At 51.8% G+C, this 19,387-nt stretch carries 13 protein-coding genes; 4 read left to right on the top strand and 9 right to left on the bottom strand.

Going from position 1 to position 19,387, the window contains the following annotated elements; genetic code table 11:
- Positions 1-48 precede the first annotated feature (48 nt).
- Together ACYVC2_RS31390 and ACYVC2_RS31395 are read right to left on the bottom strand one after the other, a co-directional pair.
- The gene (locus ACYVC2_RS31390) at positions 49-585 is read right to left on the bottom strand and encodes a hypothetical protein (RefSeq protein ID WP_461109491.1); all 537 of its coding nucleotides are present in this window, start codon (positions 583-585) and stop codon (positions 49-51) included.
- A gap of 62 nt (positions 586-647) precedes the next feature.
- Positions 648-1,616 carry a Gfo/Idh/MocA family protein gene (locus ACYVC2_RS31395; protein WP_461109493.1) on the bottom strand — a complete coding sequence of 323 codons (969 nt, stop codon included), beginning with the start codon at positions 1,614-1,616 and terminating at the stop codon, positions 648-650.
- 95 nt (positions 1,617-1,711) lie between these two features.
- On the opposite strand from ACYVC2_RS31395, the gene ACYVC2_RS31400 reads away from it, so the two are divergent.
- Entirely contained in the window at positions 1,712-2,572 is an 861-nt protein-coding gene (locus ACYVC2_RS31400; RefSeq protein ID WP_461109495.1) for a DUF481 domain-containing protein, read from the top strand.
- A 78-nt stretch (positions 2,573-2,650) separates the two neighbouring features.
- Here the strand turns inward: ACYVC2_RS31400 and ACYVC2_RS31405 are convergent, their stop codons facing one another.
- The 4 genes from ACYVC2_RS31405 to ACYVC2_RS31420 all read right to left on the bottom strand — a co-directional run bounded on the left by ACYVC2_RS31405 (position 2,651) and on the right by ACYVC2_RS31420 (position 7,361).
- Entirely contained in the window at positions 2,651-3,460 is an 810-nt protein-coding gene (locus tag ACYVC2_RS31405; protein WP_461109497.1) for a LysM peptidoglycan-binding domain-containing protein, read from the bottom strand.
- A gap of 83 nt (positions 3,461-3,543) precedes the next feature.
- The gene (gene purE / locus ACYVC2_RS31410; protein ID WP_461109499.1) at positions 3,544-4,029 is read right to left on the bottom strand and encodes a 5-(carboxyamino)imidazole ribonucleotide mutase; all 486 of its coding nucleotides are present in this window, start codon (positions 4,027-4,029) and stop codon (positions 3,544-3,546) included.
- A gap of 576 nt (positions 4,030-4,605) precedes the next feature.
- Entirely contained in the window at positions 4,606-5,817 is a 1,212-nt protein-coding gene (locus ACYVC2_RS31415; protein WP_461109501.1) for a DUF1501 domain-containing protein, read from the bottom strand.
- A gap of 107 nt (positions 5,818-5,924) precedes the next feature.
- Positions 5,925-7,361: a DUF1800 domain-containing protein gene (locus tag ACYVC2_RS31420; RefSeq protein WP_461109503.1), complete on the bottom strand. Its 1,437-nt coding sequence runs from the start codon at positions 7,359-7,361 to the stop codon at positions 5,925-5,927.
- 457 nt (positions 7,362-7,818) lie between these two features.
- Between ACYVC2_RS31420 and ACYVC2_RS31425 the strand changes: the two genes are divergently transcribed.
- Entirely contained in the window at positions 7,819-11,865 is a 4,047-nt protein-coding gene (locus ACYVC2_RS31425; protein WP_461109505.1) for a S8 family serine peptidase, read from the top strand.
- Between the two features lie 87 nt (positions 11,866-11,952).
- On the opposite strand, the gene ACYVC2_RS31430 is transcribed toward ACYVC2_RS31425, so the two are convergent.
- Both ACYVC2_RS31430 and ACYVC2_RS31435 read right to left on the bottom strand, forming a co-directional pair.
- Positions 11,953-13,557 (bottom strand): S8 family peptidase, encoded by a 1,605-nt coding sequence (locus ACYVC2_RS31430; protein WP_461109507.1) that lies wholly within the window; start codon positions 13,555-13,557, stop codon positions 11,953-11,955.
- 74 nt (positions 13,558-13,631) lie between these two features.
- Positions 13,632-14,744 (bottom strand): DUF3500 domain-containing protein, encoded by a 1,113-nt coding sequence (locus ACYVC2_RS31435; protein ID WP_461109509.1) that lies wholly within the window; start codon positions 14,742-14,744, stop codon positions 13,632-13,634.
- Positions 14,745-14,884: 140 nt separating this feature from the next.
- On the opposite strand from ACYVC2_RS31435, the gene ACYVC2_RS31440 reads away from it, so the two are divergent.
- Positions 14,885-15,997, top strand: coding sequence for an LBF_2804 family protein (locus ACYVC2_RS31440; RefSeq protein ID WP_461109511.1), 1,113 nt, complete (start codon positions 14,885-14,887; stop codon positions 15,995-15,997).
- Between the two features lie 284 nt (positions 15,998-16,281).
- A complete protein-coding gene (locus ACYVC2_RS31445) occupies positions 16,282-18,210 on the top strand; it encodes a T9SS type A sorting domain-containing protein (protein WP_461109513.1) in 1,929 nt (642 codons plus the stop codon).
- Between the two features lie 102 nt (positions 18,211-18,312).
- Here ACYVC2_RS31445 and ACYVC2_RS31450 read toward each other — a convergent pair whose 3' ends face one another.
- Entirely contained in the window at positions 18,313-19,338 is a 1,026-nt protein-coding gene (locus ACYVC2_RS31450; RefSeq protein ID WP_461109515.1) for a phytanoyl-CoA dioxygenase family protein, read from the bottom strand.
- Between the last annotated feature and the right edge of the window lie 49 nt (positions 19,339-19,387).

The raw sequence follows: 19,387 nt of genomic DNA on the forward strand, positions 1-19,387 counted from the left end.
GGTAAAAAGAAAAGGAGGGGCAGAAAAGATAAACGAAAACGTATGCACTTACCTAATCAGGAAGGCAACCCGGTAACCTGCCGGCGGTTTCGGCACCAGCACCCAGTTCATACTGTAAGTCAAGCGCTTACAAAACCCTGACTCCCGGACCCGTACCGTATAAACATACTGTCTGGCGTGGTCGTCGCTCTCGACAGTCCGGGTAAAGGCTACGTTACAACCGGCCGATGCGTAATTTCCCAGCAATATATACTTCGAAAAATCGATGGGTTCGGGCTGGTAGTTCCGGCAAGGATCGGCCGGAAAATTTTGAGGAGTGTAGCCATACCTTGCATAATCGAAGTAGGCATGCAGGGCGCTATCACTGTCGATGACAATTTCGCTGGATGGTAGCTGCCGACGGCTGTCGAACGAATTCGGATCGAAACACGATTTTTTGTCAGTTGGAACCGCCGTAGGGTATTCAGATACGATCAGGCCCCGGTTGTGATTATCCGGATCGAGCAAGCCGATGCAACCCTGCGTGACTGCCAGAAACCCGATCAATACCCACGATATACCCAAACGAAGCGCGGTCGTTTGCATAGACATTATCGGTTTAGCTAATTCTTTATGCCATGACCCTGATTCCAGTATACAGGTTGACCTTACTCATAAAAAATTCCGGCTTCGGCCCGCACGGCATCCAGCAAATTCATCAGGTTCAGGCTATCGTCCAGCGACCACAGGGGGCTTTCGGTCCGGCCTTCTGCCAGGCATTTCATAACGTGCTGCGCTTCGTAATCGTAGCCGTGCGTTTTCCGTTCGAACATAGATGTTGTAGCTTCCTGATCGTCTGGCTGAAGCGTCACGCCAGTTGTTTCGTGGAAGCGGCTGTGAATGCGAATTTGCCCAGTTTCACCCTGAATCAGGCCAATGCAATCGGTTTTAGCCAGCAGCGTACAATCCAGCAAAGCCAGTTGCCCGTCGGCATACGTCAACACCATACCACACTGTTCGTCAACTCCTGTCTGACCGAAATTCGCGGATGCTTTTAGCGTAGTAGGTTTACCTAGCATCAGGTATGATAAAAATAGCGGATAAATACCGATATCGAGCAAAGATCCGCCCCCTAAAGCTTTATCGAAAAGCCGTCCTTCGGGCAGAAATGGCGCCTTAAAGCCAAAATCCGCTTTGACGGACACGACCTTCCCGACTGTGCCCGACTGCGCCAGTTCTAAGGCGTGAATGATGCCGGGCATGAACCGGCTCCAGAGCGCTTCCATGAGAAATACATTCTTCGTACGGGCTGTCTCGACCATTTCCCGCACCTGATCGCCATTCATGGCAAAGGGTTTTTCACCCAACACGCTGATGCCACCATTCAGCAACATCATCACGTTTTCGTAGTGCTTCACGTGGGGCGTCGCTACGTAAACGACGTCCAGATCGTCCAGTGTCAGCAGACCTTCGTAGGAGTCAAATGCATGGGGAATGTTGTACTGTCCGGCAAACTCGTCGGCCCGCTGCTGGTCAGACGAAGCGACGGCGTAGAGTTGTGCATCCGGTAAGGTTTGCAGGTCTTGTGCGAATTTGTGGGCAATGCGGCCCGGTCCTAGAATTCCCCAGCGAGTCATGATAAACGAGTTATTGAACGGAAAGGCTATACGCTAAATTGACCATCAGGTCAGTCGTCAAATGTATCTTTTTTTTCTAAGTTGCGGCTTCAACAATGCCTCTTTCTGTGAAATACGCTCAACGATGCCTTCTCTTTCTAGCTTTATTTTCTACCCACCTGGCTGGTGCCCAGATCGTTGAACAGCCCGACCCGTTGCGACCGTCTTTACCCGATTCGGCGAAAATCAGCAAAAAAGATACGACCCAAACGGCGGCTAATCAGGCAAAGGTAGATACCACTAAACAGGCTAAGCCCATTACCCGCATCTTTCGATACCGCTTCACTGCCGACGGTACGTTTACGGCGGGGAACGTAAATCGTTCGCTCCTACAGCTTACCAGCGCCGTTGACTATCAACTCAGTAATTATTTCAAGCTGTCGAGCAATCCGTCGTTTGTTTACGGTCGACAAAGCGGGATTCTGGCGGAGCGTGAGTGGTTCGGTGATTTACGAACCACCTACCGGTATGAAGATCGCTTATATTATCTGGCTTTTGGCTCATACGAGCGCAGCAACCTTCGCCAGATCAATCACCGCTGGACGGTAGCCGCTGGTGCGGGCTATAAGCTACTCAACAAAAAACGCGCTTATATCTCCATTACCGACGTTCTTATGCAGGAATACACTGATTTCATCGAACTGGACGACATCAATATTTTCCGAAATTCAGCGCGTCTTTACGGTGAATACGGCTTTGGCAAAGACCGGTTCACGGTCACTCACACGGCTTTTTATCAACCCGCGCTAGGGCAGTACAACGTCCGCTGGAATGCCAGTGTCAGCCTTCAGGTAAAGCTAACGTCGGCAACGAGCCTGCGCTCAACCGTAGCCAATGCCTACGAAAGTCTGGTTGTTCCAGGGCGCCAGAATAACGATTTTCGCTTTACGATCGGGCTGGTGTATGAGAAAAAATAGTTGTCAGTGATAAGTATCTGGCAGTCAGCCTCTGAAATTAACTGCTGATTACCAGATACTTATTACTGACCAATTAGTTCACTGTTTATCGGGGAAAGGAATAATCAGCTTTTCGCCCCGGGTAGCAATGTCTTTGTCTTTTTTATTGGCCCGCATCAGAGCTTCTTTACTGACGCCGTATTTCTGCGCAACCACCCGTAACACATCGCCTGGTCCTACGGTATGAACAGCCATCACTTTCACTTTCAACTGCGACCCCGCTTTCACGTTACTTTCCGATACATCCGGATTGAGGGCTTTTAAAGTGCCGATTTTCATGTTATATCGGTTGGCTACGCTGTAGAAAGTTTCGCCCTTTCCGACTGTGTACGTACTGCCCGTGCCACCCGGTTTTACTTTGGGTTTCACAATGGCAACCTCTTCCTTGGGCTTTTCAGACTTTGCCTTTTCCTCTTTGGGTTTTTCGACTTTCTTTTCTTCGACCTTCGGCTTCTCCGTATTTACCGCAACTGGCTTTTCGGCGGGGGCAGGTTTGCCGTCGGTCGTTTCACGATTGTCTTCGGCTACTTCTTCGGCTTTCGGATTTGCTTCGGGTGCATCGGCAGGCGGAGTAGCTTCCGAAAGATCGACGGGAGCTGGTTGCGACGAAGTGTCCGCTTCCTGCGGGGCCATCAGCATTTCCGGATCGTTTTGTGCCAGTGGCTGCTGGGTTGCCGTATCGAGTGGCACAGAAGTCAATTCATCAGAACCGTCCGTGTTATCTGAAATGTAGCCGTAGCCGATATAGAGCAGGGCGGCAATCAGGCCAACCAGCGCAATGAGCGTGATAGCAGGTAAACTGGTATTTCCGGTCTGACGCGGGTTGGATGGTTGGTTATCGGTTTCCATATATTTAATGAATAATGAATAATGGGCAATGAATAATGAGCAATCGTCTGGAAGGCTGTCTCCCTTCAGTTATTCATTAATCATTATACATTATTCATTAATTGACGGCTCATATCAGCCACTTTCTCCTTTAGATTCTCTTTGAAATGAGCTAGTTGACGAGCCACTTCGGCATCCGACGTACCGATGATCTGTGCTGCCAGAATTCCGGCGTTGCGAGCCCCATCGAGCGCCATGGTAGCGACAGGCACGCCCGCAGGCATTTGCAGAATAGACAATACCGAATCCCAGCCATCAATCGAATTACTGGACTTAACCGGTACGCCAACAACCGGCAGCGTTGTCAACGAGGCCACCATGCCCGGCAGGTGAGCGGCTCCGCCCGCGCCGGCAATAATGACCCGAATCCCGCGGTTACGGGCTGTCTTGGCATAGTCGACCATTTTTTCGGGTGTACGGTGGGCTGACACGATATCCATTTCCCACGCCACGCCCAACTCAGTCAGAATGTCGGCGGCCTCTTGCATAACCTTTCGGTCGGAGAGGCTACCCATGATAATACCTACCATTCAGAAGCTTATGAATTTACTCGTTCTGCGAAATAACGCAGAATAGAGGAGAATCACGCACCGCAACGGCTAAATTTTATTCGGGATGAACAAGCGAATTGATCGCTGGCAAAGAAACCAATACATTACACAAAGTCATGTAAATGTATTCATGTCTCCCGCAAAACCACATGCCAAATTTTTCAAAGAATCGTTTTCCCGGTTGGATGTTCTGACCGATTTCTTGCAGGTATTTCTGCCCGCAGAAATAGTGCACAGACTCCACCAAACCTGACAAAGGATGAAGTAGTGACTATTTTTCGTAAGGTTTCGATCCAAACCGGCCTGATAGCTATAACAACCGCAGAACGTTCAATTGACGAGGCATAGGAAAAGGACTTGAACAAGGCATTGAGCAAGGAGTCGAACAACGGTGCGAGCAATATAAAGTAGGCTAAAGCTAAATATGGGCACTAAAACAATTGCTGCAGCCCTGCATATTCCGTCGACTTAAGTGAATGCTCTGATTTAAAAGATACATTCAGGGGTTAGAGGACGGTTCCCATTTTCACTAAGCGACGCCCTGCTCCTTAGCCGTTATACAATCTTCACGCCATCGAATTTTCGACCCAAAATGGCCACATCATCAGCCCCCAGGTAATCGCGGAGCAGCGTGGCGTAAATTTGCCTGAAATCGACCGAGTAGGTCAGGTCGCCATCGGTTAGCTTCGTCAGATTAGGGGCTTCGTTTAGCACTCGTTTTGTCGGTAGCCCACCCCCAATCAGAAACACGTTGTTGGCCGTGCCGTGGTCAGTACCATTGCTGGCGTTTTGTTTCACCCGTCGGCCAAACTCCGAAAAAGTCATCAGCATCACATCGTTCTGACGACCCGTGGTTTTCAGGTCTGCCATGAATGCCCCAACCGCGTCGGCATACTGACCCAGAAGCCGCTCCTGTTGGCCCGGCTGATTGATATGGGTATCGAAGCCACTAATCGATACATAATACACACTGGTATCAACACCCGACAGAATCAACTGGGCAACGGTTTTAAGCCGATTGCCTAACTCGTGGTTCGGATAGGTCGTCGACCTGGTGTACACCTTCGCTTTATCGTAGACGTATTCCGCCGATGATACGGTTTCAGCCAGTGTTTTGTAGAGATAGGCTACAGGCTCCGGCTCATGCGTATTCACGGTGTGCTCGTTAGTTAGCCCCGTTATGATACTACCGCGGGTCTGACTATATAGTTTTTTGGGATCAAGGACGGCCAGCCCATTCAGGGAGTTCCCTTTCATGGCCAGGCTCAACGTATCGTCCACTTCAATCGTCCGGAACGGTTGTTGCGCCTTGCCCGAACAGGCTGCATCCAGATAGCGCCCCACCCAGCCCGTCCGCAGGTACTGATCCGAATCACTGGCAGTTTGCCAGATGTCCATAGACCGGAAATGCGAGCGGTCGGGGTTTGGATAACCGACGTTGTTGACGACGGTCAGAAGTCCCTCATCGTACAGCGCTCTCAGCGGCTGCATGGCCGGGTGCAGGCCAATTTCGTCGTTGAGCGGCAGTACCTTCTCGGGTCGGATGGCAATGGTTGGGCGCTCACGGTAGTAAATATCGTTACGGTACGGGATCACCGTGTTCAGGCCGTCGTTCCCGCCTGACAGTTGCACGATCACCAGAATTTTACCGGATGGAGCCGACACCTGTCCCAGCATCTGCGCTTCGTAAGCTTTCAGAAAATGGGGAATCAGCATCGTTCCGGCCGTTGTCAGCGCCGATTGTTTAAGAAAGTCTCTGCGGTTCATGGTTGTCGGAACCGGGATTCTGCTGATTTTGAGGATCGCTCTGACTTTAATTCCAGCCAAATCGCGGCTAGAATCAGAGTAATCTCTACAATCAGCTACATCCCGGTTTAGGTTAATTGGTATTCGGGCAGGCTCATCAGCGTTGCCGTTAAGACATGAATTTTTTCGGACCGGGCTTGGCCAGGCTTTGTTTGTTTTTCGAGTAAGGTTCGCTGCTCCGGCCGAAGGGGAAACGGCAGCAGGGTTACCGAAAGCGCATCGATCAGTTCAGTATCGGATGTTTTTGCGAAAGCAGCTTCAAAATCCGTCCAGTTTACGGTCGTACGAAAGGTATTGGCACCTTTTCGGGCCAGCAGCTGGGTGTTCACATCTCCATCCTCTTTAGGCCTTACCGTCACGTCGGCCGCTTTCAGCACGTAATTCGGCAGTTGCATCCGAAACAGCAGACTCGATGAGTCGATCCAGTTTTTACCGCCCGGCCAGCCGGCTACGTTAGGCGGATAGAAAAGTAGTTGCCCCAAAGTACGCTGCACAAAAATCTGCGGTTGTGGCTGATCGAACTGCACCCCAAGCGTATGACGAAGCCCCGCCAGCAACTCCACCGGCGATTTGATGTGAGCGCCCAGATTTTTAGCGTCGTAGAACCAGTCGGCATTGAAAATGGTCTCCATCAGATCGGCAATGTCGTACTGGCTTCGGTAAAACTGTTCGCTTAGGTCATCGATCCGGTTCGGATCTTCGGTTTCATTGACGAAAAAGCGGTAGATTTTTGCCGTAATGAACCGCGCCGTTTGCTTCCGCTCAAGCAGCATGGCCACCACATCTTCCCCCCTAAAAGCGCCGGTTTTGCCGAAAATGGTTTTCTCGCCCTCGTCGTGAACGCGCTCCCGAAACACAAACTCCCCCTCGGGCGTAAACTGCCAACCCGTAAACGCGCGGGCCGCTTCCTTAATATCGTGTTCAGTATAGTTGCCACGACCCAACGTAAACAACTCCATCACCTCGCGGGCAAAATTTTCGTTGGGCGCATTTTTCCGATTCTGCTGATTATTCAGAAACTGGAGCATGGCCGGTTCTTTAGAAACCGCCATCAGCAGATCACCGAAACGACCGAGTGCATGTTGCCGGAGCGTGTTGGCGTACTGCTGCATGAAAAGCGGATTACGACCCATGGTCCGGCAGGCAAAGTGGCCATGCCAGAACAGCGCCATTTTTTCACGAAGCGCCCCCTGGCCGACAGCCATCCGGTCGAGCCACTGCAGATTCAGGTCGCGCACTTTTTCGGCCTTCTCCCGGATACGCTCTTTGAGCATTTCCTTGTCGAGCTGCCCATCCCGTACTAATCCACGCAGTTGTTTCTTGGATTCGTTTTCTTCAGGTTCAACGACGCGGAGCGGCACAACCGATTCACTGTCTCTGAACAGTTGGCGAACTGTCTTATGCAGGGATTTCCGAGCCGCATCGTCCAGTTCGGCGGGCGTGGCACCAAAGCCAGCCCGTGAAAATAAGTAGCGGATTTGCTGCCGTTTAATGAGTTTGTCCATACACTTCAGCGATTGGCTATACGGGTAGGACAAGTTACGAAGCGTAACGTTTAATAGACACGAAATTAAAATACGGCCTAAGTATTTAATGATCTGCTGATTGGCGGCAGAAAACCGTTTCTGTTTCCTTTTATTTTCAAGTTGTTTGTATCGGCCATCGGTCTTCGAAACAAGAACTACATTTTCTATACCAAATCATTCCTTATTACGCCAGCTGGTACTACCATATTTCCGGCACATCACGTTGACTACTTACATGAACAAGCGCAGCGAAAGGGGATAGATGCCGTATACTATTTTTTGTTATCAGTACCATCGGTTAAGCAGGAAAACTAGTTACATATCACAGATTAAACTTATTTTAACATTAGGCCCTAACGCAACAGCGTCCCCTGCTTTTTCGTATTGTTTATATTCCTTCATGCTTGGTCGGCTATCGGCCTGATTTTTACTGATTATGCTACAACGTTTACATGCGTATAAAAGCGGGTTGTTCAGTGGGCTTTTTCTCTTCCTGGGGATTACAGCTTCCCTGGCGCAACCACTCCCCTACTCAGCCGCCCAGCGCCAGCGAATAGAATCCCTTCGGCAAACGCTTCAGAAAACCTACGAAACTGATTATAGCCGGGCGCTTTCCCTAGCCAAACTCTTGGGTCGCCCGGTCCGCGAGGTGCGTTCCAATGGCCAGGTGCTGATGCTGGCGGGCATTGACGCCTACGGTAATCTGCTGTATTATAATACTCATGTCGGCAATGCGCAGGTGGCGGTTCTGACTGGTACCGCAGCCTTATATTCGGGTGGTAGTTTAGGCCTGAACTTATCAGGCAGCAGCGCGTCGGTGCAGACAAAGCTGGGAATCTGGGATGGCGGAGCCGTACGGGCTACCCACGTTGAACTGGCTGGCCGGGTTACGCAGGTCGACAAAGCGTCAACGACCGTTTCGGACGAAGAACACCCTACGCACGTATCCACGACCATGATCGGTGCGGGGGTCAATCCGCAGGCCAGAGGGATGGCGTTTGGCGCTAAACTCCAGGCCTGGGATTTTAACAGCGACGTATCGGAAATGACAGCAGCCGCCCCTAACTTGCTGGTTTCCAATCACTCTTACGGCACTACGGCTGGTTTCCAATACAACCCCGATCAGACCGGCACGACGCAGTGGCTGTGGTATGGCGACACGACCGTGAGCCGGACGTATGACTACAAATTTGGTTTGTATGACCGAAGTGCCCAAAGCTGGGATCAGATCGCCAACAACGCTCCCTATTACCTGATGGTCAAGTCGGCGGGCAATGATCACGGCAGTTATCCCGGCGATGGACAGCCCTATCTGCTGGTGAACTACAATAAGAAAATCAGTACGGCACCCCGCGACAACCAGATGGGGTATGATCAGATCAGTACATCGGGCAACGCCAAGAACATACTCCTGGTTGGAGCGATCAGTGCACCAGCCAATGGCTATAATTATCCCGGCGATGCCAAACTGGCGGACTTCAGCAGTTGGGGGCCTACCGACGATGGACGGATCAAACCTGATATTGTCGGCATTGGCGTGAGTGTGCTATCTGGTAATTCGGCCAGCGATAATGCCTACGAAACCCTGAGCGGTACGTCGATGGCCTCGCCAAACGTGTCGGGTTCGGTGCTACTTCTGCAGGAATATTACGCTCAGCTTAACGCCGGAAAATACATGCGCTCATCTACACTGCGGGGCCTGGTGATTCATACAGCCAACGAAACGGGCACGACGCCCGGTCCGGATTACCAGTACGGCTGGGGTATGCTTAACACCGAACGGGCCGCCCGTGTGATCGGCAATACCGACAAAAGCAACCTGCTGAGCGAACGGACCCTTGCCCAGGGACAGCGCGATACCCTTCAGGTGGTTGCCTCGGGCCGCGGCCCGCTGGTGGTCAGTATTGGCTGGAACGATCCGGCGGGTACGGCATCGACTGCGCTGAACGACCGGACCCCCAAACTGGTAAACGACCTGGACGTTCGGGTCAGCGACGGAAAAACCACCAGCCAGCCCTGGACGCTCGACCCGGCGAATCCGACTAACGCAGCTACACCCGGCGACAACATCCGCGACAACATTGAACAGATCCGTATCGACAATGCCGTGCCAGGGCAAACGTACACGATCGCCGTTACGCATAAGAATACGCTCCGGAACAATCAACAAGATTACGCTCTGATTGTCAGCGGAATCGGCGGTACCGCTTACTGCGCATCGGCACCGACCTCAACGGCCGACACCAGAATCAGCCGGGTTCAGTTCGGCAGCATCAATCAGGCCGGACCGGATGGCTGCACGGCTTACACCGACTTTACCAAGACAACAACGACCATTCAGGCCGGGCAGGTAATTCCGCTTACGGTTTCGCTGGGCACTTGTGGCGCTCAGAAGAATGTCGTGGTGAAAGCGTTTGCGGATTGGAACGCGAATGGAACATTTCTAGAAACAGGCGAGACGCTGGTCACGTCGGGAGTGCTGGCCAATACAGGTGTATTTACAGCCAACGTAACGGTTCCGGCCAGTGTGACTGTCGGTCAGTTGATCCGGTTGCGGGTCGTCGCGACAGAAACCTCCGATCCAAACGCAGTCAATGCCTGCGGATCGTATGGCAACGGTGAAACCCAGGATTATGTGCTGAATGTAGTGCAGACCAGTAATGACGTAGGAGCCATAGCGCTTATTTCGCCCGAAGCCAGTTTTTGCGGCTTATCCAGCACCAGCATAACCGTAGGTGTCCGGATTCGCAGCTACGGCACGGCGACTCAAACGAATATACCCGTTACGGTAAAAATTACGGACGCCAATAACGCAGAACTTGCAACCTTAACCGGTACAGTTCCTTCGATTGCGCCATTCAGCGATGCCTTACTGACGCTTCAGAGCCCGGCAATCACTTTATCCTCCGGGCAATCGTACAAGTTCGTTGTCTCGACCAATTTAACTACTGACCAGAATCCGACCAACAATACGGTTACCGAAACCCGCACTACGGCCACAGCGCCGACTGGCCTCTTTACGGCCACGCGTTGCGGCAGCGACACGCTGATCTCGCTCCAGAACACGGGCGGTGGAGCTGCTTTCTGGTACGATGCTCCTACGGGTGGCAACCTTCTGGCGGTAGGCAATCAGACTTCTGTCAAATTGATTCCGGCCAGCGGACAGTTTTACGCCACACTGAACGACTTTTCAGGAACGATCGGGCCGGTAGACAAGAAAGCGTTTGGGGGCGGTACCTACAGCGGCAATTTCGGCCCGTCTCCGCTTATTACGACGGCAGTACCGCTGACGATTGAAAGCGCCCGACTCTACATCGGTACTGCGGGTCAGTTGACCTTTACGGTTCGGAAGTATGATAATACGGCGGTTTCCAGCGTTACGCTGGATGTTACGCCCACGCGCAACCAGAGCCTGACGGCGACTTCCAACGGGCAGTTAGTCGACGATCCGAACGATCCGGGCGCGGTTTATCCGTTGAACCTGCACATCCCGGAAGCGGGCAATTATCAGATCACCATCGAATACGGCAACGGCGCTTCTATTTTCCGCTCTAACGCTGGGGTTAGTGGCTTTCCCTATCAGCTGAAAACTTCAACGGGTGCGCCTATCGTCACGATCAAAGGATCGCTTTACGCCCGCAGTTCAACCGTGACCGACACCCTGACCGATGCCTGGTATTACCTCTACAACATCAAAGTACGCTCGCTCGACTGCCCGAGCCCGCAGCGGACGGCAGTAACGCCCACCACCGGTGCAGCGGCTACAGCAACCATCACGCCCAGCGGGTCGGTGAGTTTGTGCCAGGGTTCGACAGCTACGCTGCAGGCGAACACCGGAACCGGACTTTCGTATCAGTGGTATAACAGCGGTCAGCTGATTTCGGGAGCAACGAGCAGTACGCTTCAGGTTTCTTCCGCCGGTAGTTACGCCGTTCAGGTGGCTAATAGCTGCCTACCCGTTCGGTCATCGGCCGTGGCTGTAAGCGTACGCAACGCAGTAACGCCGACCATTACATTCGACAGCTATATCCTGTCGACTAATGCAGTCAGCAACATCCAGTGGCTACTCGACGGCGTAGCTATTTCGGGGGCCGTCGGCTCTACCTACAGTGCAACAAAAACAGGACGCTACTCGGTGAAAGGCAGCGTAAACGGATGTGGGGAAGTCATCTCGAACGAGGTCTACGTTACTATTCTGGCGACCGAGCCCGTTTCCAGCGTAGGTACTCTGAACGTGTACCCGAACCCGGCTACTCAACAGATAACCGTTTCGGTATCAGCTTCTACCTCGCTTCGGGGCACGCCTACGCTCCGGCTGGTCGACTTGCGTGGCCTGACCATCGGCACAGCGACGCTGCAACGAGATGGAACCACCTATTCAACCACGATGGACGTAACCCGTTTGCCGGGAGGAGTCTTTTTTGTGGTAGTCGAAGACGAAAAAGCCCAGCGGCTGGGTGTCAGGCAGATCAGTAAGCAGTAATGGCTTCAGGCGTCTGCTTGGTGGTAACAAAAACGGGCCATTTCCTCAGCAGGAAATGGCCCGTTTCGTATCTTTTTGCTTTTACGATTATTTCGCTTTACCAGTGGCTTCCTGAGCCAGGGCCAGTTTAACGGCATCGTAGAGATTAACAATACCACCGGTTTTCGATAGCGAAGCGAAGTCGACCGTCGCGTCCGATTCGGGCCGTTGCACTTTGGTCGAATAGGGCGTAGCCGACTGCAGAATAATCCGCTTGATATCGGCGTAGGTCAGTTTAGGAAAGTACGATTTCAGTACGGCAGCTACGCCCGCTACTACGGGTGAAGCCATACTGGTACCGCTGTTCATTTCGTATTTACTGCCCGGCACGGTCGAATAAATATCTTTACCCGGTGCAAATACGTCCACTGTTTTCTTTCCATAGTTCGAAAAGCTGGCGACCAGTTCTGCCGTGTTCTGCCGGGCACTGGCCCCTACGGTAATGACGTTTGGAATGCTGGTACCGTCCATGTAGCGGGGCGACGGGTAGTTGGCGGCCGTGTCGATATCACTGCCATCGTTACCGGCAGCCTGCACCAGCAATACACCTTTCGAGAGCGCATACCGTTCGGCGTCCTCGACGGCTTTCCGCTGGGGCGAATAGCCTTTACCAAAGCTCATGTTGATGATCTGCGCGCCATTGTCGACGGCATACCGGATGGCGTTGGCCACGTCTTTATCGCGTTCGTCGCCGTCGGGTACGGCCCGTACGCCCATGATTTGTACGGCATCCGACACGCCCATTACACCCAGGTTATTGGTGCGGTCGGCACCGATGATTCCGGCTACGTGCGTGCCATGATCCGGGCGCTCACCCGATACGTCAGGATTGCCATAATCACGCTGATTAACATCGTTCGGATTATCGCCGACAACCGAACGAGCGTTGAAATCAGGATTGTAGCTATACTCCGCGCGGGATTTGAGCTGTTCGTTGGCCTTTTCGAGTTCGCTCATCACCACATCCGCATCCGCGGCCCCCTGCTGACGAAGCAACCGCAGAATACCGGTTACGGGCCGTTTCAGATTCGCATCCGATAAGGTATCAGCCGCTTTGCGAAGCGTCATTGTATCGAGCTTCGTTACGTTCAGCGCTTTCTTCAGGGTATTGACAGCCGACGAATATTGTGCGTAGAACTGGCTGATACCCTGATACTGCGACTTATACTGCGACTGGCTCTTTTCGACCTCGGCCTTGGTTTTCTTGTAGAGGGCAAATTCTTTCTGTTGCTCAGGCTTAATCGACTTGGGGTCTTTCCCTTCGTACTTCGGTTTCAACTGCGCATAAAGGCGGGTTACTTCGGCGGTTTCGTAGGTCACGTTACGTCCGTCTTTTCCGCCAATAAAATTCCAGCCATGAACATCGTCCACGTATCCATTCTTGTCGTCGTCTTTCCCGTTTCCGGCAATCTCTTTCGGATTGACCCACAGAACCCGACGCAGATCTTCGTGGGTGGTATCGACACCACCGTCGATGACGGCCACCACCACGGGCGTAGGTTTACGATCTTTAAGAAGTTCGCGGTAAGCGCGATCGACGCTTATACCAGCAGTGCTATCTGTTTTATCGAGCAGATACCACTGCTGCGGTGTTTGCGCTATAGCGGCTACCGAACATAGGCAGACCGATGCGCTGATAAGGAGTTTCTTCATGAATTGATAACAAAAAATATTTACAAATTAAGAAGAAACCGGCTTAATTGATGCTTAAAAATTGTTAAACGGCCTCAGGGCTTGCTATGAGTAACGTTCTGATAATGCGCCTTTAGTAAATCCTCACCCCAGTCGTTGGTCAGATCCCGAACGACCGTATGGATGTGGTTGGCATTGGTTTGCGTATTGTCGTACTCGATCAGAATGGTCGGTCCATGAATGCGGTAGTACCAGCCTTTGCCTTCGCCGAGTTCGGGGGTAAGGTCGCCTGCCCAGGCAAACCGTAGGTTATCCAATCCAGCTTTCTCCAGCTTATCCATTTGTTGTTTGGCCAGCGTAATGCGGTAATTGGTCAGGTAGGCCTGTAGCAGATCGATAAACAGTTTGCGCTGATCAGCTTTCATATCGGCGTAGCGTAAGCCGTCCATTTTTTCCAGCGATGCCGTGCGTTTGTTGCTGGTAACGATTTCCGGATAGGCCACTCCAGCCAGGATAGCCTGCTTTTTCTGATCGGTATCCAGGGTTTTCAGTAGCGCAAAGGCCCGTTCAGTTTCCTGCTTCAGAATCTGTCGACCTTTTTGCGGCAGGTCTTTCACGCGCGGATCGCCCATGCGTTTGTCGGCCATATTCGGGTCATATTCCAGTATACCCGGATTGCTTCCAAAGAAGGTAGGCGTCTGTGCCAGCACCTGACCGGTTACCGACAGAAACTGAAGCGACAGGTGATGTCCTTCGATACGCCAGCTCCAGGGGGTTTTCGTAGTCGGGTCGCCGAAGATCGTAAACGAATAGTTTTCAGGATCGCGGTAGGTATCGTTGGGGGGGCGGTTGTCGATGACCCGCAGCACGTTCTCGGTATCCATAATGTCCATCGCTTTATCGTATCCGCGCTGACTCAGGGCTGTTTTGAGCATAGCCATAGCCGCCTGACGTTGTTCGGCGGTCATTTGTTTGAGTGGCAGACCTTTACGCTCTCTCGGAACGAAATGCCAGTTGAATCGCTCGGCATCATCGAACGGATACGTGATCTTTTGCTTTTGATCGGCGTTGAGCATGCCCAGCAACGCTGTTGCCGCATCGGTCATTTCATCTTTGATACGCTGCTGAGCAGCCGGCGATTTAGGGGTAGAAACTGTCTGAGCCAGTAGGTTACTGGTAAGCAGCCAGAAAAAAATAAACTGTTTCATGAGGAGTCCAACGGTTATGCATCAGCTAAAGCGGCCAAAACCTGCGATTTACCTGTAGTCTCCTGATTATCTACAAGCTGTTGTTAACAACCTTCGCGGTTTAGCAGTTTAGTTAGGTAGCTGCACTGTAATGTACTACGATGATGTCCACTCGCCCCCCGAACGATAACACAGGTCCGCTCGATCATCTGGCGCTGCGTTATCTGCGACAGGCACTCGACGCATCACACCCCTCCGATGAGCCCTACGTTCTGAACGAAGTGGAGAGTCGCGTGATCCGCCGGACAAAACAGGTGACCATAGGCATGGCAGCCCTGCTGGGCGTGGCGGGTGTGTTATTGCTCTACTGGCCTCAGTATATGTGGCCGGATCTGTTTTCCACTACACCTATAACGCTTTTCGGGAAAACCTATGAACTACCGCTCATAACCACTTTATACGGAATACTGCTGGTTTATCTGGAGATCAACCTGCTCATGGCACTCAACCTGCGGGGAGTTAAAGCCATTATGCAGATTTGCCAGTTTCCGCGCGCTCACGATGCACAGTACGACCGGCACCTGCAGGCACTGGCCGATGCTGCCCTTGAGAAAACGAATCGCGGGGTACTGCGTTTCGGTATCGATCCGTATCTGAACATGCCGTCCTGGGGGCTAAGTCTATTTTTCCTGATCAACATCGTCAAGGCCGTACTGAGTAACCTGGTCTTCAAGTTTCTGCTAAAACGGGTCATCGGTCGGTATGCGCTTCGGCAAATGACAGATCTGGCCGGTATGCCGATTTATGCTGTCTGGAATGCCTGGGCATCGTGGCAGGTGCTGCACGAAGCTCAGGTTCGGGTTATGGCCCCCACGACCATACGCGAATTTGTTTATGAGCTATACGACGAATGGGGCAAGAACGAAGAGTTCCGTCCGCTGATTCTGGAGGCTTTGCAATACGTAGCTATTTTGAAGCGTCAATACAATTACGCTCACTCACTGCTCACTGAAACCCTGATGGATCGCTTCGAGCTGCGTAGCGACGTTCCCCTAACGGGCCACTTTCCGGAACGGGTGCTCCAGGCACCGCTTGCCGTGCGCCGGAGCCTCGAACGACTCATTGTGTTCGGAGTACTGATCGATGGCCGGCTTTCCTGGCTCGAAAAACGTCGGTTACGGGAACTCCGAAAAAAAGGCTTCCTGACCTATTCGGCCAGCGACATTCAGCGACTAGGCAATGATTTCAACCAGGGTCGGGGACTTTGGGTATAGTTGTCAACCCAGCTTTTTATTTCTGTTTTCCTTCAACGTCCTGACCAAGCTCTGGCATCGATTTTGGGGTCTCACTTCCGATAAATAAAATCTCGCCATTAAAATTTCAGGCATCCACGTTCGAACATCTTCTGTTTGAATTAATTACGTATTTTTGTAGGATTAGCTGATCACTAATTCTACCCATGACGCTCTTCGGGAGAACTCTACTCTTTTTTTCTTTTTGTCTTTTTAGCTTCCTGTCTGCCGTAGCCCAACTGACGATAACGTACCCGTTTTCGCGCATGGTAGTGCAACGTAGTCAGACCAACACCGCTCCTCTTTACATTGCTGGTACATTTTCTATTCCCGTCGATCGAATCGAAGCCCGGCTGGTGCCGACTTCCATTGCCAACCGACTTTATGTAGACTGGACATTGTTGCAGGACAAACCCCAGCATGGGCTTTTTCAGGGGAGCCTGACCGCGCCCTCGGGCAGTTTTCGACTGGAAGTTCGCGGTGTACGCGACGAAAAAATAGTAAGCAACGCCTTCGTGGCATCGGTCGGTGTCGGCGAAGTTTTTGTTGTGGCAGGGCAATCGAACGCCATGGGCTTGCCCAGTCTGGGGGCAAAAGGAGCTTCTGAACGGGTCGTGGCCTTCAATGCCTGGAATCGTTTCTGGAACAAAAACGATGCACTGGAGTCTTCAGATAAACCCTTTCCAACCCCCAGTTTTTCGACCATGACTGCCACCAGTCAGGTTTTCCCGACGGGCGAAACGGCCTGGTGCTGGGGTGAACTGGGCGACTATCTAGCAGACCGATATGGCGTACCCGTTGCTTACTTCAATGTGGCGATTCCCGCAACCGTAGCCGAGAACTGGAGTAATTCTGCCAGCGGAATTCCAGCTAAAAATATATTCAACAGCACCATCTGGCCGTTTCTGCAACCCTATACCAACCTGCGCAATACCCTGCAGTACTATAATAGCCAGTTTGGTATTCGGGCTGTCCTGTGGCATCATGGTGAATCGGACGCAGTACCGCTCCATACCACCACGGAGACCTACCGGAACGATATTCAGTTTCTGATCGATCAGAGCCGCATCGATTTCGGGCGCAATATGACCTGGGTCGTTGCGCGTTGCTCGATCACCCCCGCGGGACCCACACCGAGTGCCGATATCATCCAGGCGCAAAATTTACTGGCGCAAACGCCTAACAATAACGTATGGCAGGGACCCGATACCGACCCGATTCAATCGCCCCGGCAATCGCACGGCCATTTCGAAAATATTCCCAACGGGGTTCAGGGTATTTCGCAGTTTGCCGCAGCCTGGAACACCAACTTAACGGATCAGTTTTTTGCTCAATCGAAACCGCACCAGCCGAAGCAGTTTATTCGAACCGGTTTGATTCCTTCGGAAATACCGGCCGGAAGCACCCTCAATATTCCGTATGAAACCCTCGGTTTCGCAGGTACGCCCACTGTAGCGGTACAATTGCTGAACGGAAAAGGGTGGTTTGTGGCCGAGATCGGTCGTGGCAAAAGCGATGGGTCCATTCAGGCTACCCTACCCGATACGCTTAGCAACGGCCAGTACAGCCTGCGGGTCATTGCTACAGACCCTATTCTGGCGGGATCATCTTCGCTAACTTTCCAGGTGGTTGCGATGGGCCGTCCACTCAACCCATTTCTCGATGTTCAGGTCGAGCCGGGGGAAGACAATACCCTAATTCACTGGCTGACCGCTCAGGAACCCGCTGGCAGCCAATTTTACATAGAGCGCAAAGAGGCATCGGGCCAATATGAGACGATTGGCAAAGTTAGTGCCAACGCCGACGGTGCTCTAAGCCATATTTATTCTTTTGCGGATTCTGTACAAAATGTAGATGAAAACAGGTACCGCATCCGTCTGGAGCAACCCAATGGGCTTACTCTATTCAGTAAAAACATCGTGCTGGCCACCAATAACGAACCAGTGCCGCAACCCATCATTTTTCCGAATCCGAGCGACGGAACCAATTTAACCGTAAACCTGCCCCGCAACGGTTCCTGGATGCTGACGCTCCTCAACTTAAACGGGCAAATCGTTTCGCAGCAGCAGATTTCAGCGCTGGCCAATCAACCGACCCACTTTTCGCTGGCGCCCGGCCTAGCCACAGGTTTATACAGACTTCAACTCCGGAATGGAGATACCTATTTTAGCAAACAAGTGCTGATCCAGCGATAAAGCCTATCGCCAAATCAGCACTTGATTAAACTTTCCGCTTTAGCTAAAGATCAGCGCGCTTTTGCTAACAGGTATCGTTAAATTCTGAATAGCGTTTACATACTACATCGTCTTCCCTGCTGCGAAAATATCTTCCTGATCCGGCATATTCGGGTTCACGAATACGTCGGCACCGTTAATAGTCCGCCGAATAGGCTCGATGGTCGGATTCTGGCGGTGGTGTCCATAGGCTTTATTCGATGAGTAATGACACACAAACGATTTGCGCGTCAGAGCCGGATTACGAATTTCGTCGCCCCCGTGTGCCAAAGCCGCGTGCCATAACAACACATCCCCTTTTTTAATGAGCAGGGTTTTCTTCTCTAAACCGGCTTTCTCACAGGATGCATCGAGGTATTTGGCAAAATCGTTCGGGTTTAGTTTCGACTGGCCATTGAAGAAAATACCGTTACCAAAATTAAATTTATCGACGTTGTGCGAACCCGGATAATAAAAAAGCGGCCCTGAGTCGATATGTACATCTTCGAGGGCAATCCAGGCCGCGGCCAGGTGACTCGGTATTTCGGATACTACATAAGCAAAATCCTGGTGGGTAGCCTGCTGACTGCCATACTTAAACAGCAGGCTCTGCATGCCAATCACCTTATCGCCGAATACGGCATTCAGGAAAGTGACGATGTTCTTGTGCAGCATGATTTTTTTGCCGATCACCGAATTATCGTGAAAGTCCATGAACTTGATATAAGGTCCGTCCAATACGGATATAGGCACGTCGCTCACGGGCTGAACCGGTTTGTCTTTATATTCAGGCAGATCGATTCGGACCAGGGTCTTGTATTTCTCGTGGTGTTCGATCAGTTCTTCGACTTCGCTCCAGAGCTGATCGAGCCATGTCGTCTGGATAGCCTGATTTAGAATAACATAGCCATTTTCTTTCCAGAAAAGCATTTTTTCCTCCAGATCGTAGGGCAATTCTTTAGCAGCCGGAAACTGTCTGACGAAAGCCGGAATATCAGCCTCTTTTTTATCAATCCAGGGGAGCGTAGAATAATCAAACTCGGTGACAGGTTTTTCAGGGGCGAGCGTCCGTTTGGCAACAGACTTCAATTTACTGAGTAAACTATTCATAGACTTTCACGGTAAAGTTTCGGGCTAAAAATACCAAAATTATTTATCT

This window comes from Spirosoma koreense (assembly GCF_054777875.1).